The following is a 26,657-nucleotide window of genomic DNA, read 5'->3' on the forward strand; positions in this document are numbered from 1 at the left end:
CGCCTAAAACGACCAAAAACCGTAGCCCATATTATGGTTAATTTGTACAGTGCGTAAGTCCCAATTAATTAAAAGTTGTTGTCTTTTGGTTTGTCATCTGGCTGGTCGTTTGGCTTATCATTTTGCTCAAAGTTAGGTGCATAAGTTTGGAGTAAAGCACTAACTTGGCGTACAACCTCATTTCCACTGCTTTTACCCAAAGCTTGCCGTTCTGGGAAGAAATTGGGTCGATCGAGGTAACGGTCAATTGCCTCATTTATTTGCTGAGAAATCAAGTCTTGCAGTTCTGCCTGAGCCGTTTGGCGCTGGAAGTTAGCACCTTCTTCTGTAGTAGCATATAAAGGTGGTAGCCTATTGAGAGCGTAAGCAGCAATATCGCCAACATCTAGAGAACTTTCGCTGGTAGCTTCGATTTCTGCGACTCGGGCGATCGCTTCCGTCAGTACCAATTCTTCCATAACGTTAATGAATTGTTTGCGAGGTACCGCCACTACCTCACCAGTCAATAGCGCTCCCATCAGCCGATCTAGCGCCATATACTCTTCAATTGAGAGTTCCGAGGCGTTGTCACATATTCTACCGACTTCTGCTTCCATTGCTGGTGTCAAATAACCATCCTGGAGAGCTTGTTCTACAATTCTTTCGATGCTCATAATGCTTATCATCATTTAGTTAGCCAAGCAAGGTAGGGACGGTATTAACCCAATTTCTTTTGCCTAATTCTCAGCAAAAAAAACACAAATTATGCACAGACGCGATCAATTCCGCCTCTACTAATTAACGACCTTAGTTCGCCAAGGTGTTGGATCAACAGATTGTCCGTTGACATACAGACCCCAGTGCAAATGTGGCCCCGTAGCAGCACCTGTTGAACCTACTGCACCAATTAGTTGACCAGCTTTGACAAAATCACCTTCTTTAACGTTAATACGACTCAGGTGCATGAAAATACTGGTTACTCCTTGACCATGGTCAATGCCAACTACGTTACCGTGTATCCGAAATCCTTGGGATACCCTACCTACCAAAGCAACTCGCCCAGAGGCTGGGGCAATTACCGGTGATCCGGCAGCACCAGCGTAGTCAAGACCACGATGATAGTAGTCTTTTGCAAATGTACCATTATAGTAGCGACGTACACCATAGTTTGTACTCATCCGCCCTGCATTTGGCTTCAGAAATACTCCATTCCAATACTTTTCTGGTGTTTGTAGTGCCTTGAAAGCTGCCACACGCTTAAGTTCATACTCTGTGGCATCCACTCCGGCTTTGCCAGGTGGCAAAGTAATACGTTGTACGGGGAACTTGCGATTAAGCACATTCACTGCCAAGTTTTGTACTTGACCATCTCCTGTAACCCGAAGTGTTCTAGTTCCAGCTTTTTCTAGTGGAGTTGTGGGAACAAAAGCCCGATACTGATTGGGGGCAATTTCAAAGGCTGGGTATATATTCTTACCACTAGCTACTGTTGGATTTGTACTACTATCGGCATTATCTCGATTAATCTCCACCGAGATTGTATCCCCTAATTTAGGATTAGTTGGAGTCACTTTTACTTGTAAAGCATCTACAGGCAATGCCAAGGTGAGAGGGAGAACAGCAAATATTCCCTTTAACACATTTATTGCTTTGACATTAAAACCGAGCAACTTCTTGTTTAAACTACTAGCGCTATTCTCAATAATCATATAGCTACAAAAATCCCTTGCTTGTGTTGCAAAATAGACTAGCTTATTTCTATTAGTGTTTTGTGTTTGAAGTAGATGTTGTTGAAAACCATAAGTATTGGATTGGGAAATCCGTCAGCGACTTAGGGATTAAGACAAAGGCAGGGGGTAAGAGACAAGGGAGAATGATTTGTAACTGTAATTTAGGGAATTGGTATTAACTTTAATAACCAAGGTGTATTAGATTGGCAATAATCTTAAAATTTAACTAGATTTATATCAAAGACGCTCTCGTGACTTGCTATAGGTATAATTTGTTAAGCAACAAATGAAACCTGTTAACCTTTTACGATTAGATAATAATACTTGAATAAATTCTTGGAATCAACTGGACACTTATCCAACTGGACACTCATACTACACTGTTAGGGTAAAGTTGGTGTAGTTAAATTACGAAATTAGGTGAAGCAAGAGCAAGGATAAAGCGTCAGAAATAACCCCAAAAAATTTAGGCAAAGCTAGCTTTGGTAAGCTGTTGAGCATTTAATTTGCACAAGGAGGGTAGGCAACATGCACCCTTTATCATAGATTTTATTGATGAGTGGTATAAGTTATTTCTAGGATTTTCAATTTATCTAATCTTAATATTTGTTTATATAGTAGTAACAGATATTACTAATGTTGATATAGCAGTTCTCAGTTGAATAGGTACAAAACCCCTCCCCCCAACCCGTAGAGCAAGCGAGCATCTTGCTCTGATGTACCTAATGTAATTAGGAAACGCTACTAGGGTGTCGAGTGTAAGATAACAGTGATTTTACTTAAAATTTTCTGATTCTGAGTTGAGAAGCTAGAGTAATAAAGGCTTATCAAATTTAAGCTGATAGTTTTACTTTTGGCTTGAGTTTGCCATCTTCCATGTGAACGATGCGATCGGCAATATCTAAGATACGGTTGTCATGAGTAACCATCAAGATGGTACAGCCTTGTTCTTTTGCCAGTTTTTGCATGAGATTGACTACATCTCGTCCCGATTGACTGTCAAGGGAGGCTGTGGGTTCATCGGCTAGGATTATTTGAGGATGACTAACTAAGGCACGAGCGATCGCTACTCGTTGTTTTTGTCCTCCAGACAGTTGATCAGGATAGTAATGCAAATGATTTCTTAACCCTACCTGTTCTAACATTTGGGCTGACCTCGCTAGCATCTTTTTTAAACCAAGATGTTTATGCAATTCCAAAGCTATTTTGACGTTTTGAAGTGCTGTTAAACTACTATGCAAGTTATGTGATTGGAAAATATAACCGTTACGGCGTCGCGCCTGCACTAGCTGTTCAGTACTAGCACCACAAAGTTCTCGTCCTAATACCCGCAAGTTACCAGATTGGGTAGAACGTAATCCACCTACTAAGGTCAGCAAGGTAGTCTTTCCAGAACCAGAGGGCCCAGTCATAATAATAATTTCACCAGCGTTAATCTCTAAGTTGATGTTAGATAAAACTTGCTTACGGAGTGAGCCTTGACCAAAATGGTGGTCGAGATTTTTAATAGAGATGAGGGGTTGACTAGTCATAAATAGCTCGATTACTCATGATGATTGTCATTAGTCATTTGTCCTTTGTCCTTTGCAAATGACCAATGACCAATGACAAATGACAAATTTAAAACATATCAGCAGGATCGGCGGCTTGGAGTTTGCGGGTTGCGATCGCACCGGAAATTGTACACATAATGATAGTCAGCACTAATACCTGCAATGCTCGAATTGCAGTCATGTACATGGGCAAATTTGTGGCACTGCGAGTCAGTTGGTAAAGTGCCAAGGACACTCCTAATCCGGGGAAGAAGCCCAGTGCTGCCAATATCAAGGATTCTTCAAGTACCACACCTAGCAAATAGTAATTGCGATATCCCATTGCTTTAAAGGTGGCATATTCCCGAACGTGGGCATTAACATCGGTAGAAAGGACTTGATAGACGATAATCACGCCCACCACAAAGCCCATCGATACACCAAGGCTGAAGATAAAGCCAATAGGGGAATTTGTTCTCCAGAAGTTGTTCTCAAATTCAATAAATTCAGCGTGGGTTAAGACTTTGACGTCATCTTTTAAATAGGCTTTTAATATTGCTGCTACCTTTTTCGGGTTATAACCTGGTTTTACCTTTATCAAACCTAAACTGACACTGCTAGACTGTCGCCCAGAAAATAGCCGCAAAAAGTTTTGATCGCTGGTAATCAAATTGCCGTCAGAACCAAAGGAAGCGCCGACTTGAAATAAGCCACTAATAGTAATTGTGTGCCGTTCTATTTCGGTGGTTAAGGTTTTACCTTGGTCAATTTGAGCGATCGCTTTTTGATAATCTCCTCTAGCACCACGATCAAACAAGACAGCACCTGGCAGTTTGATTGTCTGCAATTGCTGGTTAACATCGGGTAAGTTAAATGCTGGCTTATCTGGATTAAACCCAATAACTAACACCCCCGTCTCACGGTGTGTTTGGGGATTTTTCCAGATTGTGTTGTTGAAATACATTGCTTCTGCTGACTTCACCCCTGGTATATCCATTGCTTGGTAAAGTCGCCGCCGAGAAAATGTAGACAAGCTTGGCAAGTTACGGGCTTGGGGGCTGGTTAAAACAATGTCTGCTTGTAAACTGCGATGCAGTCTAGTGTTACTGTCATACAGTGCAGTCTGAAAGCCCAGTTGCATGAACATGAGAAGATCCGCAAAGGCAATCCCTGACAATGCTACTAAAAGACGGCTTTTTTCATGATTCAGTTGCAGCCATCCAAGAGGGGTTCGCCGTCGCAGTTGTTTAATCAATCCCATTATAAGAAGTGGAGGGCAGGGGAGGCAGGGGGAGCAGGGGAGGCTGGGGAGGCTGGGGGAGATGGAGAATAACTTAAACTAATGCCCAATTCCCAATTCATAATTCAATTACTGCCTTAACTTGCATATTGGTTAAGGTGGCGGCTTTTTGGCTGGAGGCTTCATCTAGTCGAATATGGACTTCGACTACTCTGTTATCGATATTGTTAGCAGGATCTGTGTTAATGACATTTTGCCGTCGCACTTGTAAGCCTTTGCGATCTACGATTCCCTGCAATTCAATGGAGAGGGAATCGCCAAATACTCGCACTTGCTGCCCTGAACGCACTTTGTCGATATCACTTTCGTAGACTTCGGCTATCACATACATCTGGCTGGTTTGCCCGATCTCAGCAATGCCATCATTTGATATTAATTCGCCAGGATGGGTATGGATCTCAAATACCTGTCCATCTTGAGGCGATCGCACTTCGGCCTGTTTTAAATTGATTTTTGCCAGATTCATGGCTGCTATAGCACGATTGACTTCTGCTTGGGCAGCTTTTATATCCACTCCTGGCACTTCGGCGATTTCATTGAGTGTTGCTGTGGCTTCTTTAATCTTTTGCTGGCTAGTTGATTGAGTCCGATTTAACTGTGCTTGTGCTTCTTGCAAGCTTTTTTGAGCGGTTTCCAAGTTTAAACGCTTGTTATCTCGTTGGGAAGCGGAAATTGCGCCCTGTTGATATAGCTGCTGATACCGTTCGTCTTCTGTTTGGGCGTTACGCACTTCGGCTTGGAATCGCTCAATTGTCGCTGCTTGGGCATTAATATCACCTTGGCGTTCTGCTTCTGTGCGAGCGATCGCAGCTTTTTGGGCGGCAATTTCACCGGGTTTAGCACCTGCTTGGGTGCGGTTTAGGTTTGCCTGGGCTACTTTTACTTGTTCTTGTGCCTGTTCTAATTCTGCTTGCAAGCGATCGCGGCTGTTCAAAATCGCAATCACCTGTCCTGCTTTTACCCTATCCCCCTCCTTCACTAACAACTTTTCTACTCGACTTCCTTCGGTAGACACCGCAGCAGAAAGTTTAATTACCTTTCCCTGTGGTTCAATCCACCCTAAAGCTGTTACTGTTTTTAACTGTGGCAATTGTGTTGCTGGCACTTGTGCTTCCGAATTTGCATAATTTTGCCAGTTTTTTAGTATATAAAAACTTATTGTGCCAATTGATAAAAATGCAATTATACCTATACCAACAGATAGACGCAGAATAGACTTAGGGAACATTCTGTACCCTAGCTTTGAGTTTCGCACCATAGATTACCTCTTAACTAGTGGCGCAGAAAAAACTAAATAGTTATCAATAAAGGCAGAAGGCAAAAGGAGTTTGTCCCTTCTAAGGAATTGCCCAAACCATCTGTGTAACCTTACGAACTTGGGTTTAAAACCCCCACCAAATTGAAAATTTGGTGAATCCTTTTCAGAAAGGGTTTGAATTTTATAAGTGAAAATAACCTTCTGCGTTCTGCCTTCTTCAGTGTTAATCTTTCGATTCCGAATTCATTAAAAATGGTAATTGTTGATAATTTACCAACTTACTGCGATTTGGCTGGGATAACAACAAGTTACTCTACAGTATTAATAGACTTATGTTTTGATGAAATACTTTTGTTTTTTTTGAAGTACTCAGGTATAGTAAATGTTTTCAAAGTCGCGGGTTGTAACAGCGCCAACAATTAGAGATAAATTCAGTCTAAATTAGATTTTTGTCAGAAAATACAAACAAATTAATTCTAATTTATAAATAATATCTTTAAATTTAAGATTTACATAACCTTGAATGATATATTTAGCTGCTGAAAGCTATTTTTCGGAATTGTCTTTTAAATTTGACAATCCCTTTGCTACCAATAACATAATGATTCCCACAGTTAAAAGGTTTGGTAAAAACCGCGTCTATACAAAAAAACCCGCGTAAGCGGGTTGTAACAAGAGGCTTAATTGACTGAAACTTTAGCTTTTTGTTACCTCCAGCTTTTGGGTATTTTAAAGTTTTCTGGTAGAATTGTGGTGCGATCGCCAAGTGCCTGTTCAATCTGTTGTAATTCAAGGTTTTCACATCCGCTCAAGTTTGCTCTAGAGAGGTTAGCTTCTTGGAAGTTAGCATTTTGCAGGTTAGCTGTACTGAGTAACACAGCTTCTAAGTTGGCTCCAGCAAGTTTTGCGTTTTGCAAGTTACTACCAATCAGATTGGCATCTTGAAGGTTGCTATCCTCAAAATTTACTCCTTCCAAGTTGGCATCACAAAGGATTGCTCCTTCTAAGTTGGCACCACAAAGAATTGCTCCTTGTAATTTGGCATCACAAAGGATTGCCCCTTCCAAGTTGGCATCGTAAAGGGTTGCCTTTGAGAGGTTGGCTTTTCTAAGGACTACGCCTTGGAGATTGGCTTCTGGGAAGACTGCTTTTTGCAGGTTGGCTTCATAGAAGATTGATCCACAAAGATAGGTTATTGATAAGTCTGCTTCTGAGAGATTTGCTCGGGTAAAATTGACCCATTGCAAGTTAGATCCTACGAGGATTGCCCTAGAGAGGTTTGCTTCGGTTAAGTCTGCATTACTGAGGTCTGTATTGCGTAAATCTAGTTTCTGATTTACCGGATCTTTATGTGAATCGCGTCGTCCAATGACAGTCAAGGCTGTTTGAATATCTGTAGGAAGTTTTGATGAGTGCTGTAACTCATCCTCATATTTCTGATTTACTGGGGCATTCTCGCGGATAAATGCAGCGAGAATTTCCATAATTGTCCAATGATCTTTGTGAGAATCCCTAGCAATTCGCTCTAAAGCATAAATTGCGGCAAACCGTGTTTCAATTTTTTCATTTCCCAGCTGTTCAATTGCTTTAGAAAAACGTTCTGGAACAATTTCTTCTAAAGTTTCTTGGGTGTTCTTAATGTCAGTTACGATGTTGTTGTCCCAAGCTAGTGCCCTATAAAGGAGTTTGGTTAACACACTTTGATTTTCACCAAAAGAGAGTCTGGAAGTATAGTAAGCATTAATAATTAATGCTAATCCTACAATGATTATGGCAATAACTATTAATGCTTGATTAATATATTCTATTCTTTCTTGATTTGAAAATCCTGCAATGTTTTCAAAGAATGAAAAAATTAGGGTTAATGTGAAAATAAATATAATTGAGAAAAATACCAAGAAAGTCGTGAGTCCATTTGTCTTTATGAGAGACATGTCATAAGCTTTCATATCTGACTCCTTACGGAAGTAAATTTAGGTTGATTTTAAGACGATATTCAAGGTTATGATAGGGTACAAACACGTAACTACTTGACAGTTCCTTAAATTTACTTCATAGAAATTATCTATAAAATCTTCGATAAGTTATTTTTCAAACATCCTCTGAACTGCCGTGGATAGTGGTAGAGACATAACATGGTTGTGCCCGAAGCGAAGCTATTCCACGTAATTGAAACGTTTGTATTTAGCTATAAAGAATAATTTAAAAATTTTAACATTAATGAGGTTCATCTAATTACTCAGGTTGATTGCAAACACCTAAGTAGATTGGACTAGTACCGCAAGGCGGAAGTCACCCATTCAAAAGTCAAAAGTATTATGGAATAAGCTCTTTAGGGATTTTAAATGGTTGCTCTATTTTTGCCGTCGCGTACTAGATTAGAAATCGCCGTAAGCAATTCCTCTGGTGCTACAGGTTTAACGATGTAGTGTTGAAAACCTGCTTTTAGTGCTTGCTGCTGATTGATTTCGCCTGCATAAGCAGTTAGAGCGATCGCTGGAATCTGTTTTTCACCTATTTCTGCTTCTAGAGTCCGCACCTGTTTTATCAGCATATAGCCGTTCATCTCTGGCATCCCAATATCGCTGAGTAAGATATCTGGCTTTGACTGTGTTAGTGCTTGTAATGCTTCATCTCCTGATGCTGCTGTGGTGACGATCGCTCCAAATTGTTCCAGCACAAAACTGAAAAAGTCGCGGGTATCAGCATTGTCATCAACAATCAAAACTTGTAAGCCCATCAGAGAAGAGAAGGCAGAAACGGCTGTTGAGGAATTAGGATTCGTGTCATCCTTGATTGTTGCAGCTTCCTTGAGCCGTGGTAATCTAACTGTGAATATAGATCCCTGCTCTTCGCCAAGACTTTCGGCGCAAATCGTTCCACCGTGCATTTCCACCAAGTGACGAGCGATCGCTAAACCTAACCCTAGCCCACCAAACTTTCTAGTTGTTGTACCGTCACCTTGACGGAAATAGTCAAACACATGAGGGAGAAAATCAGGATCAATACCTTTGCCTGTATCGCTGACAGTAATCTGCACTTGAGCGTCGATGCACTCTAATCGCACATTTACTTTTCCTCCAGTCCCTGTAAACTTGACGGCATTCGATAACAAATTCCAGAAGACTTGCTGTAAACGGGCTGAATCACCCAAAACTTTCCCCTGCGGATCGAGCGCCGTCTCAATCTGAATGGTTTTTGCCTCTGCTGCCAAATGCACTGTTTCCATTGCAGATTCAATGATAAATGCCAGATTGACTGGCATCATTCTGAGGTTGAGTTTGCCTTGGAGGATGCGAGAAACATCTAGTAAATCTTCAATTAGTTGAGCTTGTAATTTAGCATTGCGTTCAATAGTTTGAAGGGCTTTTTGGAGCGATATCTCATCAAATTTACGGCTCTGCAATAGTTTTGCCCAGCCGATAATCGGATTCAGTGGCGATCGCAATTCATGAGAAAGTACCGCTAGAAACTCATCTTTGATTCGGTTAGCAGCTTCTGCTTCTGCTCTGGCTCTTTGCTCAAGTTGCAAAAGGCGATCGCGTTCTGATTCGGTGCGCTTGCGATCGGTGATATCAGTTAACATAGCGATCGCGCCCAAGAACTCATTTTGTTCATTCAAAATCGCTCTCGCAGAAATCAGCGTCCAAATGTAGGAACCATCCTTGCAGCGCAATCGAGCTTCTTTAAGATCGCTCCCTTCTTGCTTGTGCCACTCCAGTTTCTCTTCGGCTGCTACTCCATCAACGCGATCGATAAAATAAAACATAGAACGACCAAGCATTTCTTCTGCCGGATAGCCCAACATCTCACAGAGCCGTTGATTCACAAACTCTGTTCGTGATTGAGAGTCAATCATCCAGATTCCCTCATAAGAGGTATCAACAATTCGGCGATATTTGGCTTCACTCTTCTGTAGCGACTCTTCCGCTTGCTGGCGCTCCCGACGCTCCTTAGCTTCCCGCAATGCCCGTTGCACTGAGGGAACTAACCGCCCTAATCCTTGCTTTAATACATAATCGGTTGCACCATTCTTCAAAGCTTCGATCGCTAATTCTTCACCCAGTGCAGCAGAAACAAAGATAAAAGGAACCTGTGGACAGTAATTTCGGGCAATTTCTAAAGCCGAAATTCCATCAAAAGATGGCAAGGCATAATCGGCAAGAATTAGATCAAAAGTTTCTGCTTTCAAAGCAGCCAAGAAATCAGCGCCAGTTTCAACTCGTATTAATTCGCAATTAATTCCGCTTTCGGTTAACATCGCTAGGACAAGCTCTGTATCTAACAAACTGTCTTCTAAAAGCAGGAAACGGAGTAGATTCATTATTTCTTCTCCTGTTGACGATGAGGTGCTGGAGGTAGAGCGCCAACAGGGGGCTGATTAATCACTGCCCAAAACAGTCCCACACCTTTGATAGCATCGGCAAACTCATGGTAATCGAGAGGTTTGACGACATAAGCATTAACGCCTAACTCGTAGCATCGAACTAAGTCTGGCTCCTCACGCGAAGAAGTTAGCACTACCACTGGAATCACTCGCATTATTGGATCAGATTTTAGTTCTGTCAGCACTTCTAATCCATCGATTTTGGGTAGTTTTAAATCGAGCAGCACCACAACTGGATGCCCTTCCATCCGCAACCTAAATAGCCCCCGGCGATAAAGATAATCTAGTGCTTCCTCTCCATCACGCAGTACTACTACTTCGTTGGCGAGATGATTTTCCGATAAGGCGGCCAAGATTAATTCTGCATCGTTGGCACTGTCTTCAATCAGCAGAATTCGCTTAAGTTCTTTCATTCGCCCTCCTTCTTTGACAACTTAGGTAGCGAAAAATAGAAGGTGGCTCCATTGTCAACTACAGACTCTGCCCAGACTCGACCATTATGCCGATGAATAATGCGTTGTACGTTTGCCAATCCAACACCAGTGCCTTCAAATTTTGGGTCGCTATGCAGGCGTTGAAATACTCCGAATAGCTTGTGAACATATTGCATATTAAAACCTACGCCGTTATCTTGTACAAAAAAGACAACTTCGTTTTCATTTTCAGTACTGCCAACAGTAATTTCTGTTGGGTTTCGAGTCTGGGAATATTTTACGGCATTATCTATGAGGTTGCGAAGGACGAGCCGTAGCATAGAAGGATCAGCTTGCACTTCTGGCAGTGACTCTATGTACCAATTGATTGTGCGTCCTGGGGTTTGGGTTTGCAAATCGCGTTTTATTTCTTCCACTAATTGCTCCATATTGATGTTGATGTAGCGCATTTCGGTGCGCCCCATGCGAGAAAATGTGAGCAACTCATCTATTAGTATTCCTGCCTGTTTGCTCGTTTCTGCAATTATTCTTAAATAACGCTGACTTGTTTCATCTAATATATTTGTTGAGCTATGCCGCTTCTGAAGCAATTCGATAAATCCGGCGATGTGGCGAAGCGGCGATCGCAAGTCGTGAGAAACTGAATAGGAGAATGATTCGAGTTCTTTGTTAGCGGCTTCGAGTTGGGCTGTGCGCTCTTGAATCCTTTGCTCTAGCATTTCGTTGAGTTGTTGCAGGGCGGCTTCGGCAACTTTGCGATCGTGAATGTCGCTAGCGATGCCCACCCACTTGATAATCTGTCCAGCTGCATCTCGAAATGGCAAACCCCGCACAAGATGCCAACGATAGCTACCATCAGAAACTCGACGGAAGCGAATTTCTGCTTCGTAGTTTGTACCGTTAGTAACAGCCTGCATCGAAGTTTTAAAAACGCGATCGCGGTCATTAGGGTGAATGATATCAATCCAGCCATACCCAGCCGTCTGCTCCATTGTCAATCCACTGTAATCAAACCAGTATTGATTGCAATAATTAATACCACTATGGCTATCACCCATCCAAATAGCCTGGGGCGACACTTCTGTTAAAATTCGGTAGCGCTCCTCGCTGTCACGTAGCGTTTCTTGTGCCAGATTGCGTTCGCGTAGCGCAGCTTGCTGTTCGCTGATGTCAGTAACCAATGCCGCATACCCTTCAACGGTTCCCTGTTTATTAAACTGGGGAACGTAAATAGCATTAATATAACGTGTACCACCATCTTGATAAGGAACTTGACTTTCAAAAGTGACCTGCTCTCCTGCCAGTACTTTTTCTACATAAGGACGAAGCACTTCATAAGCGGATTCACCTAAAACTTCCCAAAGATGCTTTCCATAAACTTCTGCCGTTGAATGCCCAAACCATTCTTGATATGCTCGGTTATTGAAGCGGTAGCGTTGTTCTGAATCTACAAAGGTAATCAAAACTGGCAATGTATCTGTAATCAAGCGAAGTTCTGTTTCTCGTTGCCGCAGTGCCTCCTCTATCTGCTTGCGCTTGGTGATATCGCGCCAACAGTTAATTGCACCGATAATCTGACCTTGGGAATCCCGAACTGGTACAACATTCGCGCTGGCTGTAATCCGGGTTCCATCAGGACGTTCAATGATGCACTCTTCATCGCGGATTGTTTCAGCGTTGCGCGTAGCCCGGTATAAAGGTAGTTGTTCTAGGGTGAGGCGCGTTACACCATCAGTCAAAAACAGATCAATGGACTGAACGTAATCGCCAGAAGTCATGCCAACGAGGGATTCACCAGGTCTGCCCAGAAGCTCTTGCGCGAGTTTGCTGTTGGCGATGATTCGGAAATCAGGGGGGCCGCCAGCGATCGTAATTCCCTCTGGAACGTGTTCTAAGAGCATTTGCAGGATGCTTTGGGCAACTTCAGCTTGTTTGCGTTCGCGTAGCGCAGCTTGCCGTTCGCTTAAGTCAAGAACAAAACCAATAATTGTCCTATCTCCCTGCTTGACAAAGCCAATTAAGACGGGAACTTGAGAGCCATCTTTACGGATGTATTCTTGCTCAAAGGGCTGACAACTCCCAGTAATTCTCAGTTCTTCAATTGCTTGCTCACTCACTTCAATGTATTCGGGTGGAGTAATCTCGCCCCAGCGAATTCTACCAGAGCGCAGATCCTCCTGTGTATAATTGAGCATTTGCAGAAAAGCATCATTGGCTTCAATGATTAAGCCGTTGAGATCAGCTACAATTACCCCGATAATATTGGACTCTGTTAAGCGACCAAACCTTGCCTCGCTTTCGCGTAGAGACTTCAAACTTGCCTCAGCTTTTTGTTGGGCTGTGCGGCGTGATTCGTTGAGCAAGCTGATTAACCCTGCTGTCAGCATGAACACAACCAACGGGACTAAAAAGTTGATATTTATAATGTTTAGCGAATAAACTGGCTGGAAAAACAAGTAGTTGACTGCCAAAGTAGACAAAACAGTGGTAAGTAACCCTGGCCCCAAGCCTCCATACCAGGCACTCACCATCACCGCAGCAAAAAACAGTGCCGCAGGCGTTGGGGTGAGATATGCTTTGAGCAGCAGAGTTGCCCCCAGTGCTAAGGCAACGGATAGCAAAGCAACAGTATATTGCAGCAGTTGCTCTCTATCGCCAGTAAAAATGTTTTTAGGTTTCGATGCCCTCACTTTATGAGCCATAACCCTACTCTGCTTCTGGAAAATTCTGGTTTAGCAGCCTTTTGCCGGGTTTACCCATCTGCCGTAACATTATCTTTTATTCGTTTTAGCGCTATCAGTGAAGGCACTGTATGCCCATTTTCTCAACTATTAACTGTTTTGAATGAAACTTTTAATCTAGCAGTAAACTATTTCTGAGAAAAATTGAGTTTTTACCAAAGCTCCCGAATTAAATCTAAAATCTTCAGCCGCTTTTTGACAGACATCTCCTTTTTCTATGCCCATAGCAATGACTAGGATAGGACAAGTGTCTTATTGTTTATCTCCTGCTGAGGGAATATTTCTCAGGTTATACCAGTAAGCTAGATTTCGCTGTCACTCTAGCTAATCTTCTATCTTAAAAAAGCTTACGTTTGAGGTTCAGAGGCTCGACGTTGAGGTTCAAAGGCTCGACGTTGAGGTTCAAAGGCTCAACATTGAGGTAAAAAGGCTCGACGTTGAGGTTCAAAGGCTCAACATTGAGGTAAAAAGGCTCGACATTGAGGTAAAAAGGCTCGACATTGAGGTTCAAAGGGTGAAACTTAAGCTTTCCAATGTTCCGGTTGTTGAAGATTCTTCGGTAAGATTGTTGTGCGATCGCCTTTTGCCGATTGAATCTGCTGTTGAGCTGCCCCATGATAAGCGTTCTTCTTGTAGTTGTCTGTCTATATCTTCAGCAGTTCGAGAAAGGTGTCTCTTACGGCTTTCTTCTATAATGTCCAGTACAGAGCGATGTTTTGCTTCAGCTTTTTCTGGTAATATCACAAATACATCAACACTGTCGCCTATTTCAGCTTCTGGAATCTCAATTTCTATTTTGTTTCCTGGTAAAACTTTGGTTGTGATACTTAAAGCTGATTGCATAGTTTTTCTCTCAAGATTTATTCATACTATAGGCAAGATTGTTCTCTTCTATATTCTTCTACAAGCCATAGAGGGCGGTAGTACTCTCATCTATTTCTTGTTTTTCGCTTAATGAAGAAATAATCCAATAAATAAAATTAGAATTATAAACGAATTTCTCGGTCTGTCTGATTATCAGACATAGGTTTCATCTTCTTCATCTCCAAAGTTATTAGGGAGACTTTTGGTAAAAACTATAGCATTAAGTGAAAACGGTAGAATGCGCCCAAATAACTAATGATGCTGTGATAAATCAACTTGATTGTCGCCAATCTGTCGGTGTTTCTATATAATCAGGTAGACGAGTGGTGCGATCGCCAAGTGCTTTTTTAATCTGCTGTAACTCTAAGTTTTTCGCCCCTGTTAAAATTGTCCCTTCCAGTTTGACATCACTGAGGTCAGCTTCTGAAAAGTTAGCTCCCATCAGGTTTGCCTGAGTTAGGTTAGCTTGATAAAAAGTCGCCCTATACAGGTTAGCTCCGATGAGGTTTGCTTGATAAAGGTCAGCTTCCGTTAAACTGGCTTCTGAGAGGTTAGCAAAATAGATTTCTGTTTGGTGGAGTTTAGCTGCATTCAAGTTAGCCTCAGATAGGTTGGCTCCATTCAAGTTAGCCCCAGATAGGTTGGCGCCAATCAAACCCGTCATGTACAGATTGGCTTTACCCAATTTTGTTCCTTGCAAGTTAGCTAAAAATAGCTTTGCCCCTGAGAGGTCAGCCATTTTTAAGGTAGCTTGTTGTAAGTTAGCTTTATAAAGGTTTGCTCCTTGCAGATTAGTTACACGCAGACTTGCTCCAGAGAGATTGGCTGAACGCATGTTTGCCCCACTGAGATTAGCGCGGTTGAGATTAGCCCAACAGAGGTTTGCTCCACAAAAACTAGTTTTTAGTAATTTGGTTTCATAGAGATTAGACCTCACAAGTTTAGCGCCGTTTAGATCAGCCTCACTCAAGTCTGCTCCCCGCAGGTCAGCGCCACTTAGGTCAGAGCCACGTAAGTCTGCTTGTTGCAGATTAACTCCTAGCAGGTCTGCCCTTCTAATGTCAATATTCCGTAAATCAAGTTTTTGATCTTTTGGGTCTTCGAGTAAATTACGTCTGCCGATAACAATTAAAGCTGCTTGAATATCAGTGCGGATTTTTGGCAATTCTTCATGGAGATTTTGCTCCAACTGCTGTGTCGGAGGCGACCCACCTCTACGCTTACCTGAGTAAGCTGCTTCTTGATATTCCGGGTTTTGTTGCTCTACCTTTACTTGCTGGATAGGTGTATTCTCTCGCACAAAGGCGGTAAGAATTTCCATGATTGTCCAGTGTTCTTTGGAAAAATCTTGAGCAACTCTTTCTAATGCATAAATTGCGCCTGTCCGAGTTTCAACTTTTTCATGACCAAGCTGGGCAATTGCCCCCATAAAGCGTTCTGAAATCAATCTGTCTTGATTAACTTTTGCATTTTGAATGCCAATTTCCAGGTTTTTCTCAGCTGCGATCGCATTTTGCTGCATCGCTTGGGCCCGCTTTGCGGCATAATAAGTATTAAACATTACTGCCGATGCCAAAAAAACTATTGCAGTAGTTGTTAATGCTTGATTTCTATACTGAATTTTTTCCTGGACTGACAATTCTTTAATATTGGACAACGCCAAAAAAATTACAGTCAATGAGAAGCCAAATATAACTGTTATGGTTATCAACCAATTCAAAAGAGTGTCTGTCTTTTTAGAAGACATGGTAACGATTTTCCTTACAACCTAGAATTATTACTTAGATGTTGAGGAAAAATAGTATAGCATTTAGCAGAAAATTATAATAGGTGTCAAGACCCTCAATTAACCAGTTAATGAGATGAAATATACCATAGTGTACATAGCATTTTAAATGGTGCAAGAAGCTTGGAATACAATTCTTTTGACTTTTAACTTTTGACTTCCCCAAAGGGGCTGACTTCTGCCTTAGTTGAAATGAAGAAGAATTCAGAAGTCAGAAGTCAGGAGTCAGAACAAGAAAGTGGGGGATTCAGATCCGCCACTACGGAAGTTGACCACCAAATCATAGATTTGGTGGGGGTGCAAAAACGCCGCTTATTCATCCACTTTTTCGTGACGCTCGTAGACTCGCTATCGCTGCGCTATCAGAATTCAATTCTGAATTCTGGCTCCTGACTCCTGAATTCTGTTTGATAAAAGGGTTTTATTCAGAAAATTTAGCTTCTCTAAGGTTTGCCCCATCGAGTATGGCATTATTGAGAATCGCTCGATTCAGTCCAGCTAGATATAAGCTTGCACAATGAAGGTTAGCCCCTTCAAGGTTAGCTCCTTTTAGACTAGCTGCACTGAGGATTGCTCCTTCTAGATTAGCTAAATATAAGTTAGTACCTTCTAGGTTAGCTGCACTGAGAATTGCTCCTGCAAGATTAGCTTCTGTAAGGTTAGCTCCAGCAAGATTAGCTTGATAAAGATTTGTCTGTTCTAAGTTCGCCCTATTTAAATTTGCTCCTCTTATGTCCGTGTGACTCAAATCAAGTTGCTCATTCTCTGGGTCTTTGTTTACATCTCTTCTAGCAATAACGGTAAGAGCTGCTTGAATATCTACACGAAGTTTTGTTGACAAGTTGCTCGTTAATTTCTCTTGGGGCATGTAAGGAGCATTTTCTCGTATAAAAGTAGTAAGAATGCCCATAATTATCCAGTGGTACTGTGCATGATTTTGGGCAATTTGCTCTAAATCATTAATTACAGCAAGACTGGTTTCTATAGTCTTATTCCCTAGTTGTTCAATTGCTATTCTTAAACTTTCTTTTGGCGACTGATGTTGAGTTTGGTTAACTTTTTCTTGCAAAGCATGTATCCTCAGACATATTTTCGATAGCTGTCCGTTATTTATTGGTAAAATATTTTTTATGCTTTGAAAAGCATTAATAATTACTGTTAACATTACTAAGTGATAAAATGAGGTTTCAAAAATTACTTGTACTCACTACTTTTCATTCTTCACTATCAATCAACCTGAACATGATAATTTTGATTGATGCCTATCATAAAGCATCCATAAATTATTTATGAAAAACTACTAATTATAAAGGATAGCCTTCTTTTACCAGATACGCTAGTCAACAAAAAAATCTTATAACTCAAATAGTATTGTTATGAACTACTTCAATGCAGCAAAAATTACAGCCTAGAGTTAAAGACTTAGTGCTGATTGGTGGCGGTCACAGCCATACAATTGCCCTGAAAATGTTTGGTAGAAAGCCTTTACCTGGTGTCCGTTTGACATTGATTACCGAAGCCAAAAATACAGCTTACTCTGGAATGTTACCAGGACATATTGCCGGATTTTATAGCCATGATGAATGTCATATTGACTTGCGACCTTTAGCGAACTTTGCTCAAGCACATTTGTATATTGACAGAGTAGTTGCCCTAGACTTAGAAAATCACAAAGTTCTTTGTGCTAATGGACTTGTGGTAGATTTTGATGTGCTGTCTATTGATATTGGCAGCACTCCAGCCACATTGTCTGTATCAGGTGCAGCAGAATATGCGATCGCAGCTAAACCAGTATCGCAGCTATTGGAACATTGGTATACACTAATTGAAGCTGTAGGTAAAAATCCTCAAGAACCAATTAGGATTGCGATCGTGGGTGGTGGCGCTGGCGGTGTAGAATTGGCGCTGTCGATGCAATCTCATTTACATCGCATTTTACGTCAAACTCAACAACCAATTCAAAATCTGGAAGTTCATTTATTCCAGCGTGGCACAGAACTGATGCCCAATTACCATTCATCAGTGCGCCATCAAGTTCAGCAAATTTTAACCGCGCAAGGTATTAAGCTACATCTTAGAGAAACTGTGTGTAAAGTTGCACCTACACTCTACAGCGAACCTAAGAAAATATTTGAGATTAAATGCGAATCTGGTTTGATAGTAGAGTGCAATAAAATTTTCTGGGTAACACAAGCATCCGCACCCGAATGGTTAAAAAGCGCTGGACTAGGAACTGATGAGAAAGGTTTTATTTTGATAGAAGATACATTACAATCTCAAACGCACCCGCAAGTATTTGCTGCTGGTGATATTGCCACAATGGTAAATCATCCGCGTCCGAAAGCTGGGGTATTTGCTGTTAGGCAAGGTAAACCTTTATTTGAGAATTTGCAGCGAATTTTATTAGGTAAGTCGCTCAAACCCTATAGACCCCAAAAACAATATTTGAGTTTAATTGGTACAGGAGACGAACGAGCTATTGCAACTAAAGGCGCTTTTACTTTACCACCTCACAAACTATTGTGGTATTACAAAAATTGGATTGACTGCCGTTTCATGGAACGCTTTCGTAACCTCCCAAGTAGCCAGAGTAAAGTGTGTTAGCGTGTACCTGAGTAAAAAAAGGTCTTACTACGCAAAAACGTCCCTCTCCGACGGGCGAGAGGGACAGACTTTAACGACAGTTCAAGGTAGGGAGAGGTTTATCAAACTCGCTGTTTCAGCAAGTAGGCACAGCTACTTTTGCATGTTTGTTAACGTAGTCCACAAATAATTGCTTCAGCCGGGGACTAATACCAGCGTGTTCAAAGAATCCAAAACCCAAATTCTTAGCTTTTTCCAAAGTTTCTTCTGGGGTTAATCCTTCCTGGATAGCGATACTTAAGAGCGCAATTCCAGTCGATCGCATCCCGGCTGCACAATGTACCACTGCTGGTTTAGGAATTTCTTCGAGTGTCTTGAGGATTTTGGTAATAGCCTCTTCATTTAAATTTTTTAAATCCACCTTGAGTGGAACATTCGTATAATGTAGCCCCAATGCTTCCGCTACTTTTTGCTCATCTTTAGAAAATCCTAGCTCATCTGGCGATCGCAGATTTAGAACGGACTTAAAACCTTCTTGGATAGCTTGCTCAAGCTGTTTTGGTATAACTTGTCCTGTTGTTGTCAAGTTCTCGTTAATATGTATGGCGTTGATCACATTCACTCCTTGTCAATTTCTAATGGCTTCTAGCTTGGTAAATAGTCTAATCAGCAAGCTTTAAGAAGATATTCAAATAAGCACCGCAAAATTAGCCAAATATCAAAAGATATTGCTTGATTACTTCAAAATATAGATTTTGAAGCTGGTTATTTTATTGCTTTATCCATAATATACGGTTTTCCGATAGACTTAATGTTGTTTATAACTTATTATAGGTTTTGCGTATCAAATTACCGTAACTTATAGTTTATGAGTTGTCATCGATTGAATTACAGGGTGCGGTCAAAAAGAGGAAAAGGGGCAGGGAGCAGGGGGAAATCCCCATAAATAAATTTATTTGCTCTGAAAATTTAGACGTAAAAGTAAAATAGGCATGTAAGGGACTTCCAGATAATAAATTATCCAATTTACTCAGATCATATTTTTCTTTCTCCCCCAGCAATAACTGCTCCCTGCCCCCCTGCCTACACCACGATAGAATATTTTTTTAGTTGGAAGTCCCTAATCTGAATACCAGCCCTAAACCTATGAGCGCTAACGAAATATCTCTTCGGCCTGCCCAAGAAACAGATGCGTGGGTGCTGAGTGCAATTCATATTGCTGCCATCAAAGCTCTACCTGCAACTTTCTACACCCGAAAAGAACTTTTAGCTTGGCGCAATAACCGTGACAAACCTGATGGTTCAAATATCTTGAAGAGGATGAAAGTGGAAACTTTTTGGGTTGCGATCCAGGGAGATGTTGTAATAGGTTTTGCTAGTTTTATTGTTGATGAACTTATCGGACTGTATGTCCATCCTAAATATCAAGGTAAAGGGATCGGGCGTGCTTTAGTTCAAAATTTTTGCAATGAAGCAACTAATCAAGGTATAAATAAGGTAATTACAACTGCTAGCCTCTATGCCGAAGGCTTTTATTTACGGCTGGGATTTACTGCCATCCAAAGAGCACCTCATTATTTAAGAAGTGGAATAGTTGTCCCAGTTACTAAAATGAGTAAAGTATTAGCTGTTGTACCAAAATAAATTTGATCCGATATAAAAAGATTTTTAATAATTTTAAAAATGCTGGTATCAAGATTATTTTTCTTCAAATTGCGACAGCTTTTTCCACATAACATATTATGGAAGTAAGTACTTGCTAGCATAAATGAATAAAACCATCCGGTCATCAGCTCTTACCCGTACACGTTTGATAGAAGCCGCCTCGCAGGTATTTGCTAGTTTAGGTGTTCAAGGAGCAACTACCCGTGAAATAGCTCGTGTTGCTGGTGTGAATGAAGTGACTTTATTTCGCCACTTTGCTAGCAAAGAACAACTTTTGGGAGCAGTCATCAAAAACGCCTTGGCACTCCAGACAGAAGCCCTTGCACATCCCCAAGCGTTAACGCAGGATTTAAAAATTGATTTAATACAGTATGCTCATCTTTACAATACTATGCTAGAGACACAGGAAGACTTAATTCGTACCTTCATTGGAGAAGCAAAACGTCATCCTGAGGCAGCAAAACAAGTGATTCAAGAAGCTGCAAAGCCCTTAGGGGAAGAACTGGTAGCTTACCTGCAATCGAGTCAGAAAATAGGCACTGTTAGAGCAGACCTTGATCTATTCCCAGCAGTTGATATGTTTAAAGGAATGCTACTAGCTGGAATGCTATGTCGTAGTGCAAATTTTAATCAAGGCAGCTATAGCTGTGAGGATTATATCGAAACCTGCGTAGATATTTTTGTAGGCGGTATTATTGCCACTCCGCTCTCAATTGTCAATACGGCTGTAAGCCATGATTTTTGAAGGTAAGTTATTTCTGCGTAACTCCTGACCAAAACTACTTAAGAGGCAATAACTTTAGCGATCGCGCCGAATACAATTTAAGATTAATTAAGACTTAATAATTGATTTACAAAAAAGATAGAAATATAGTAAGAATTCAGGAGTCAGGAGTCAGGAGTCAGGAGTCAGAATTCAGAATGGAATTAGCATAAGCTGTTAGTAATTTACTAACCTCCTCAAGTTGAAGCATTAATCCTGATGTGTCACCGTAGTCAAGGTCTTTTGAAAGAATTAGATAGTAGTGGCATTCCTCTACAGAGCCTTGTGCAATGTTTAAAAAACGAACTTTATCTGCTGCTCCCTTTTTCTTAAAACCCTCAGCTATATTTGCTGCAATAGAGATTGTTGCTCGTCTAAACTGAGAGGTAAGCCCATAGATTTCCGTTTTAGGAAATTGACCAGTAAATTGATATACACATAAAACAAACTTATGTGCTTTCTGCCAAACTATCAAGTCTTGGATGTCTTGGCTGGTTGTCTCATTTATTCTGTCTCCTGAATTCTGACTCCTGAATCCTTACGAAATATATTATATGAAAATCTTGAAAGGTAAAGTTGTCAGTGGTTTAGGAAACTTTTCTTACTGGATTGAGAAACTCCAAGAATATTACTTAAGAAAAACAGGAATGAAATTCTTTCCTGGAACTTTAAATATTCAGCTAGAACAACCTTACGATCTCCCGAAAAATGTAATTCGCCTGGAAAAGGAAGAATATGGAGGGACTGTTTCTGTTAGCATTGTTCCCTGTCAGATATTTGGCAGAGATGCTTTTATCTTAAGAACAGACAAAAATAACACTGAGAGCGGAGATCATCCGAAAACAATTATTGAGATAGCTTGCGACGTTAAACTTCGGGAGCTATATAACCTGAAAGATAATGATTTAATTGAAGTTGAGATTCACGATGTCAGATTTATCTGAATTAAACAATTTGCTTGCAGATGAAGCGTTAATCCATTATGCCAGTGGTCGGGAGCAAAAGCGGTTATCAAAAGGTGCAGGTTTGCTGGAATTAGTCAGAAGCCAAGAACTTATAAGCCGCTATCTACCACCTCCACCCGCAGTGATTTTCGATGTTGGCGGTGGCGCTGGTGTTTATTCTTTTTGGCTTGCTCAACAAGGCTATGAAGTCCATCTTATTGATGCGGTTCCTTTGCACATAGAGCAAGCCCGACATTTGTCTCAAGCTCAACCAGAATATCCTCTAGCTAGTTTGGCAGTTGGAGACGCTCGGCAACTGAATCGGGCGGATAACAGCGTTGATGCTGTTCTGTTACTTGGGCCTTTGTATCATCTGACTGAGCGCACAGATCGGATTATTGCTTTGCGTGAAGCTCATCGCATCTTAAAAACAGGAGGTTTTGTTTTTGCTGCGGGAGTTTCTCGCTTTGCTTCAACCTTAGATGGATTATTTCGGGGGCATTTAGATGATCCAGAGTTTGTAGAGATTGTTAAACAGGATTTGATTGATGGTCAACACCGCAACCCAAACAACCATCCTCGCTACTTTACAAAAACCTTCTTTCATCATTCAGAAGAACTCAGAGCAGAGGTTAAAGAAGCGGGTTTACATTCTGAAAAGATTTTAGCGATTGAAGGGCCAGGCTGGTTACTACAAAACTTTGAGGAACACTGGAATGAGCTTGGTCGGCGCGATCGCCTTTTAGAAGCGATTCGTTGGTTAGAAACCGAACCTTCTATATTGGGGATGAGCGCTCACATCATGGCTGTTGCCCGGAAATAGGCGGTAAATTAAAGCGATCGCGACTAACTAAAGCGCTTGTTGTTTTGCCAACACTTGTTTGCGTAACAAAAGTAATTGTCTATCTTTAATACCTTCTGCCATCAATCCCTCAACAGTATTCATAAGATAATCAGCGCAGGAACCCAATTTTCCAGATGCGGTGGCAATACTATTAACAGTGGTTGCTAATGGTATCTGATGAGCGTACCTGGGATGTTGGCGATTAGCAACAAAGGCGATCGCTTTAAATTCCTGTATACCATCAAACACTTTTACCCAACGAGCAACGTAGACACCACCTAACATCTCCCGTCGCCAAATCAGTAGTAATTCGGATGGTACATCAGCAGCCGCAATGCGATAAATAACGCCACGACAACTACCGCCCCGATCAAGTCCTAAAAGTAATCCGGGATTCTCTGGAGTACCACGAGCCAGAATCATCCATGTACAAAAGCGCCGATGCCAACCATAAACGATCCCAGCACGGCGCTCGACGTATGTGATCAAGGGATTCCAAATCAGCGAACCATAGGCAAATATCCAGATATCAGAATTTGGCGGTTGCTGTTGTAGTGTTTCATCGAGCGATCGCTGTAACTCATCTTCGCTCAAGGTAGTTAGCTTTATTCCAGAGTGTGATGCTTCTAATAGCCTCGTCTGTTCATTTCCAGCTTCGAGGTCGCTACGACTGAGTGACATAATTTTAGATTATTTCCTTTTTCGGAAATCTTCAGTAATTTTACTATAACTTTAAGATAAATTAATTAACATATAACTCCCTTTACCGTAGGATTGACGATAAGCCTAACTATAGGCCAATACGCTTGGGTTAACGCCAAAAACCTTGAAATGTGTAGGTTAGGTTGAGGAACGTAGCAAGATCCCGCAGAGTAACCCAACATTTCGAGACTTTGTTGGGTTGCGCTTTGCTTAACCCAATCTACAATTTTCCACAAAGCCAAGCGTATTGAACTATAGGCAGCAGTATCTTGATAATGCCAATCTACGAAATAAGGAGTAAGCTTTGATGGCATTTATGACAAACCAATTATTAAAGTTCTCAATCAAATATTTACCAGCAATTGCCACCAAACTAGCAATTACAACTCTAATAGCAGTTCTCCCACTACCAGTTAAAGCAGTTACATTAGTAACTAGTCGTGCTGCTTTCGGAGGCAATGACGGAATTGATTGGTCGAGTTTGGGTAAAGTGTTCAATCCTTTTGCTCCCGATCCTTCGGCTTTTTTGCCTAACTCTTTTTCAGCAGTATCAGAAGGCGGTCTATCTCTGGGTGTAAATATACCTCAATCTGACGATGCTGCTATTACCCCACCTTTTGTTTTTCAAACCTCTGTTATACCCAAAGGCATTCCGACAAACTTTACTGATGGTGATTTTCTACTCTTCACAGGCTTGAACCCAAGAAGTGGTTTTCCTGCAATTGGCAATCCGGGCCCTTTGACCATTAGCTTTGATCAGCCTGTTTTCGGTGCTGGTACTCAAATAGCTGTAGACGATATTCCAGAATTCAACACGTTTGTCTCAGCTTTTGATAATGCCAATAACCTATTAGGTACTTTCTCTGTACCGGGGACTTCTTCTGTCACATTGGATAATTCGGCATTGTTTCTTGGGATTCGCAGTGAAACTGCTAACATCTCGCGACTCGTTTTCAGCACTTCTGAGTTAAATAGGGCTTTGGCCATCAACAGGGTGAGCATTATTGGAGTTCCTGAGCCAAATTACACCGTGGCTATATTAGCTTTTGGTGTTTCAGGCGCAATTTTAAGAGTACGCCAACGCAGGTAATAATTATGCTTGTTTAGTGTTCTTGTCCCGTTGGTCGAATGAGAATTTCGTTGACATTAACGCGTGGTGGTTGAGTAACGGCGTAAACGATCGCAGCAGCAACATCTTCGCTTTGCAGAGGTGTAATTGCCTTGCGTCGTTCTTCAATCCGTTGTTTGGCAACAGGATCAGTTATTTGGCTGTCAATTTCCGTATCCACCAAACCTGGTTCGATGATAGTGACGCGGATGTTGTCTTTGTGAACTTCTTGGCGCAATGCTTCTGAGAGGGCATTGACACCCCATTTGGTAGCATTATAAACACCAACGCCCGCCCGCGCTGTCCGACCAGCCACTGAGGAGATATTGACTATATGCCCCGATTTTTGCGCCTTCAAAAGAGGCAAAACAGCATGAGTAGCATATAGCAGTCCTAGTACGTTGAGGTCAAAGGATCGCCGCCAGTCTGAGCTATTTCCTGCTTCAATGGTTCCTAGTAAGGCAATCCCTGCATTATTCACAAGAATATCAACCCTGCCCAATTTTGCATTTGCCTTTGCTACTAAGTTATTTACCTGAGTTTCGTCAGTCACATCAGTAACAATGGGCAATGCCTTGCCACCACTAGCTTCGATACGTTGTGTTAATGCTTGAATGCGATCGCCACGCCTAGCAGCCAGCACTACTGTTGCTCCTTCAGCTGCCAAGGCGATCACAGTTGCTTCTCCAATTCCTGCTGAAGCCCCAGTGATAATTGCTACTTTTTCCTCTAATTTCCCTGTCATTTATCTAACTCCTTAGTAATTGATAATAGAATATTGAGTATTGGGTATTAATTATGACTCCTCTGCTTTCCCTGCCTTTTTGTAGGGTGCTATCCTTACTAACTCTTCACAGCGATCGCAACAAATGCTTTATTGATCAAAAATGTTCTAGATGAATTGAAAAATTCAGAGGCATCGATTTCTAAATCGATAAGGTTGGCTTTTCTACTTGTCATATATTTGGTAGAGTACCTAGATACTCTTAACTCTAGACTCGTTCAACTACATTAACAATAATGTTGATTAAAATACGGTAATTCGATAGATTTATTGTATTGATACTAGTTAGCAAACTATCATAGACAACTCCAAGAAGCAAGCTCTAGAGGTTTTCGTATAAGCAATGGCTCAAAAAGCTGCCTTATCTCGACTTGCATTAGCATTTATTGCAGGCTTTGTGTCTGTTTTGTTATTTCACCAAGGTGTATTGGCGCTGCTACATGCAGTGAATTTCGCACCTCGTGCCCCCTATGCAACTGCACCGACACAACCATTTGGAATCCCGCAAATTTGGTCAAGCGCATTCTGGGGAGGGATTTGGGGACTGATTTGGGTAGCGATCGCGCCTCGTTTTCGCCATGATAAAAGCTACTGGTTAGATGCGTTAGTATTTGGTGCAATTGTCCCGACGCTAGTGGCTTGGTTTGTGGTCGCACCACTAAAGGGTCAGCCCATTGCTGGAGGCTGGAAACTTGCGGGAATAGTAACAGGTTTATTCGTTAATGGTGCTTGGGGTATTGGAACTGCCGGGTTGCTAAGATTATTTTCTAGAAAGCAGTTGTTCAACAGCTAGACTTACCCCTGTTCTGTATACCTCACATTAAATTTGTAAATTGACACCAAGTATGCACAGGTGATCCTCCATAAGTTCCTTGCCTAAATGCATTGGCTATGGCAAAACGATATTTTCCATCAACCAAGCAGGTGAGCATCTTATTAAATAGTGGGGCACTCGACTAGCCCTTTCAAGGTGTCTGTTTTTAGGTATTATTTTTGGGATAGAATTTTAGCTGTAGAAACATGGGGTCGTCTGGAAGGACGAGTACGTTTTAGTATCCTTCTTGTCTTTTTTGGTGCGCGAGGGTGGGACGCAAAAACAACTAAATTAACGCGAGCTGCCAAATCTCAAAGTATGTTGGTCAGTTCAATTAGATTCATTTGTGCAAAAACCTTCCATTCACAAGGAAAAACATCAATCGCCAACATTAGAGATGGGTCAAGTACCACCAATGATTGCCCTGGTAAAGGCGCAC

General features: G+C 41.5%; 24 protein-coding genes and 1 pseudogene. 8 read left to right on the top strand and 17 right to left on the bottom strand.

Annotation, left to right across the window (positions count from 1 at the left end; genetic code table 11):
- Positions 1-68: 68 nt before the first annotated feature.
- From RMZ43_RS10645 to RMZ43_RS10700, 12 genes are all read right to left on the bottom strand, one after another.
- Positions 69-653, bottom strand: coding sequence for a late competence development ComFB family protein (locus RMZ43_RS10645; RefSeq protein ID WP_322654038.1), 585 nt, complete (start codon positions 651-653; stop codon positions 69-71).
- A gap of 120 nt (positions 654-773) precedes the next feature.
- Entirely contained in the window at positions 774-1,688 is a 915-nt protein-coding gene (locus RMZ43_RS10650) for a M23 family metallopeptidase (protein ID WP_322654037.1), read from the bottom strand.
- Positions 1,689-2,542: 854 nt separating this feature from the next.
- Entirely contained in the window at positions 2,543-3,241 is a 699-nt protein-coding gene (locus tag RMZ43_RS10655; RefSeq protein ID WP_322649597.1) for a DevA family ABC transporter ATP-binding protein, read from the bottom strand.
- An 88-nt stretch (positions 3,242-3,329) separates the two neighbouring features.
- Entirely contained in the window at positions 3,330-4,502 is a 1,173-nt protein-coding gene (devC, locus tag RMZ43_RS10660; RefSeq protein ID WP_322649596.1) for an ABC transporter permease DevC, read from the bottom strand.
- 97 nt (positions 4,503-4,599) lie between these two features.
- Positions 4,600-5,799 (bottom strand): ABC exporter membrane fusion protein, encoded by a 1,200-nt coding sequence (locus RMZ43_RS10665; RefSeq protein WP_416212445.1) that lies wholly within the window; start codon positions 5,797-5,799, stop codon positions 4,600-4,602.
- 707 nt (positions 5,800-6,506) lie between these two features.
- Positions 6,507-7,748, bottom strand: a complete 1,242-nt coding sequence (locus tag RMZ43_RS10670) for a pentapeptide repeat-containing protein (RefSeq protein ID WP_428850716.1) — start codon at positions 7,746-7,748, stop codon at positions 6,507-6,509.
- Between the two features lie 392 nt (positions 7,749-8,140).
- Entirely contained in the window at positions 8,141-10,123 is a 1,983-nt protein-coding gene (locus tag RMZ43_RS10675) for a hybrid sensor histidine kinase/response regulator (protein ID WP_322654035.1), read from the bottom strand.
- The gene (locus RMZ43_RS10680; protein ID WP_322649593.1) at positions 10,123-10,599 is read right to left on the bottom strand and encodes a response regulator; all 477 of its coding nucleotides are present in this window, start codon (positions 10,597-10,599) and stop codon (positions 10,123-10,125) included. Before RMZ43_RS10680 ends, RMZ43_RS10675 begins: the two co-directional genes overlap by 1 nt.
- A complete protein-coding gene (locus tag RMZ43_RS10685; protein WP_322654034.1) occupies positions 10,596-13,322 on the bottom strand; it encodes a PAS domain S-box protein in 2,727 nt (908 codons plus the stop codon). The genes RMZ43_RS10680 and RMZ43_RS10685 overlap by 4 nt, the downstream gene beginning before the upstream one ends.
- Positions 13,323-13,698: 376 nt before the next feature.
- On the bottom strand, positions 13,699-13,872 hold the full coding sequence (locus RMZ43_RS10690) for a hypothetical protein (protein ID WP_322654033.1): 174 nt from the start codon (positions 13,870-13,872) through the stop codon (positions 13,699-13,701).
- Positions 13,869-14,204, bottom strand: a complete 336-nt coding sequence (locus RMZ43_RS10695) for a hypothetical protein (protein WP_322649591.1) — start codon at positions 14,202-14,204, stop codon at positions 13,869-13,871. The genes RMZ43_RS10690 and RMZ43_RS10695 overlap by 4 nt, the downstream gene beginning before the upstream one ends.
- A 292-nt stretch (positions 14,205-14,496) precedes the next feature.
- A complete protein-coding gene (locus RMZ43_RS10700; RefSeq protein WP_322649590.1) occupies positions 14,497-15,972 on the bottom strand; it encodes a pentapeptide repeat-containing protein in 1,476 nt (491 codons plus the stop codon).
- A 231-nt stretch (positions 15,973-16,203) separates the two neighbouring features.
- On the opposite strand from RMZ43_RS10700, the gene RMZ43_RS10705 reads away from it, so the two are divergent.
- A complete protein-coding gene (locus RMZ43_RS10705; RefSeq protein ID WP_322654032.1) occupies positions 16,204-16,404 on the top strand; it encodes a hypothetical protein in 201 nt (66 codons plus the stop codon).
- Between the two features lie 28 nt (positions 16,405-16,432).
- Here the strand turns inward: RMZ43_RS10705 and RMZ43_RS10710 are convergent, their stop codons facing one another.
- A complete protein-coding gene (locus RMZ43_RS10710) occupies positions 16,433-17,176 on the bottom strand; it encodes a pentapeptide repeat-containing protein (RefSeq protein WP_322649588.1) in 744 nt (247 codons plus the stop codon).
- Positions 17,177-17,400: 224 nt separating this feature from the next.
- On the opposite strand from RMZ43_RS10710, the gene RMZ43_RS10715 reads away from it, so the two are divergent.
- Positions 17,401-18,615, top strand: coding sequence for an FAD-dependent oxidoreductase (locus RMZ43_RS10715; protein ID WP_322654030.1), 1,215 nt, complete (start codon positions 17,401-17,403; stop codon positions 18,613-18,615).
- A gap of 115 nt (positions 18,616-18,730) precedes the next feature.
- On the opposite strand, the gene RMZ43_RS10720 is transcribed toward RMZ43_RS10715, so the two are convergent.
- Positions 18,731-19,210 (bottom strand): beta-lactamase hydrolase domain-containing protein, encoded by a 480-nt coding sequence (locus RMZ43_RS10720; RefSeq protein WP_322649586.1) that lies wholly within the window; start codon positions 19,208-19,210, stop codon positions 18,731-18,733.
- A gap of 530 nt (positions 19,211-19,740) precedes the next feature.
- Between RMZ43_RS10720 and RMZ43_RS10725 the strand changes: the two genes are divergently transcribed.
- Positions 19,741-20,238 carry a GNAT family N-acetyltransferase gene (locus RMZ43_RS10725; RefSeq protein WP_322649585.1) on the top strand — a complete coding sequence of 166 codons (498 nt, stop codon included), beginning with the start codon at positions 19,741-19,743 and terminating at the stop codon, positions 20,236-20,238.
- Positions 20,239-20,362: 124 nt separating this feature from the next.
- Positions 20,363-21,004 carry a TetR/AcrR family transcriptional regulator gene (locus RMZ43_RS10730; RefSeq protein ID WP_322649584.1) on the top strand — a complete coding sequence of 214 codons (642 nt, stop codon included), beginning with the start codon at positions 20,363-20,365 and terminating at the stop codon, positions 21,002-21,004.
- A gap of 157 nt (positions 21,005-21,161) precedes the next feature.
- On the opposite strand, the pseudogene RMZ43_RS10735 reads toward RMZ43_RS10730, so the two are convergent.
- Positions 21,162-21,526, bottom strand: a pseudogene (locus RMZ43_RS10735) (four helix bundle protein).
- A gap of 50 nt (positions 21,527-21,576) precedes the next feature.
- Between RMZ43_RS10735 and RMZ43_RS10740 the strand changes: the two are divergent.
- Both RMZ43_RS10740 and RMZ43_RS10745 read left to right on the top strand, forming a co-directional pair.
- A complete protein-coding gene (locus RMZ43_RS10740) occupies positions 21,577-21,966 on the top strand; it encodes a CTP-dependent riboflavin kinase (protein WP_229494456.1) in 390 nt (129 codons plus the stop codon).
- On the top strand, positions 21,950-22,789 hold the full coding sequence (locus RMZ43_RS10745) for a class I SAM-dependent methyltransferase (protein ID WP_322649582.1): 840 nt from the start codon (positions 21,950-21,952) through the stop codon (positions 22,787-22,789). The genes RMZ43_RS10740 and RMZ43_RS10745 overlap by 17 nt, the downstream gene beginning before the upstream one ends.
- A 27-nt stretch (positions 22,790-22,816) precedes the next feature.
- On the opposite strand, the gene RMZ43_RS10750 is transcribed toward RMZ43_RS10745, so the two are convergent.
- On the bottom strand, positions 22,817-23,491 hold the full coding sequence (locus RMZ43_RS10750) for a gamma-glutamylcyclotransferase (RefSeq protein ID WP_322654029.1): 675 nt from the start codon (positions 23,489-23,491) through the stop codon (positions 22,817-22,819).
- Between the two features lie 328 nt (positions 23,492-23,819).
- Here RMZ43_RS10750 and RMZ43_RS10755 point away from each other — a divergent pair, with 328 nt between their 5' ends.
- Complete coding sequence (locus tag RMZ43_RS10755; protein ID WP_322649580.1) at positions 23,820-24,602, top strand: hypothetical protein; 783 nt, start codon at positions 23,820-23,822, stop codon at positions 24,600-24,602.
- Between the two features lie 13 nt (positions 24,603-24,615).
- Here the strand turns inward: RMZ43_RS10755 and RMZ43_RS10760 are convergent, their stop codons facing one another.
- Complete coding sequence (locus tag RMZ43_RS10760) at positions 24,616-25,365, bottom strand: SDR family NAD(P)-dependent oxidoreductase (protein ID WP_322654027.1); 750 nt, start codon at positions 25,363-25,365, stop codon at positions 24,616-24,618.
- 382 nt (positions 25,366-25,747) lie between these two features.
- Here RMZ43_RS10760 and RMZ43_RS10765 point away from each other — a divergent pair, with 382 nt between their 5' ends.
- Positions 25,748-26,197 carry a hypothetical protein gene (locus tag RMZ43_RS10765; RefSeq protein WP_322654026.1) on the top strand — a complete coding sequence of 150 codons (450 nt, stop codon included), beginning with the start codon at positions 25,748-25,750 and terminating at the stop codon, positions 26,195-26,197.
- Positions 26,198-26,657 lie beyond the last annotated feature (460 nt).

Origin of the sequence: Nostoc sp. CmiVER01 (assembly GCF_034531135.2) — a bacterium.
Taxonomy (GTDB): Bacteria; Cyanobacteriota; Cyanobacteriia; order Cyanobacteriales; family Nostocaceae; genus Nostoc.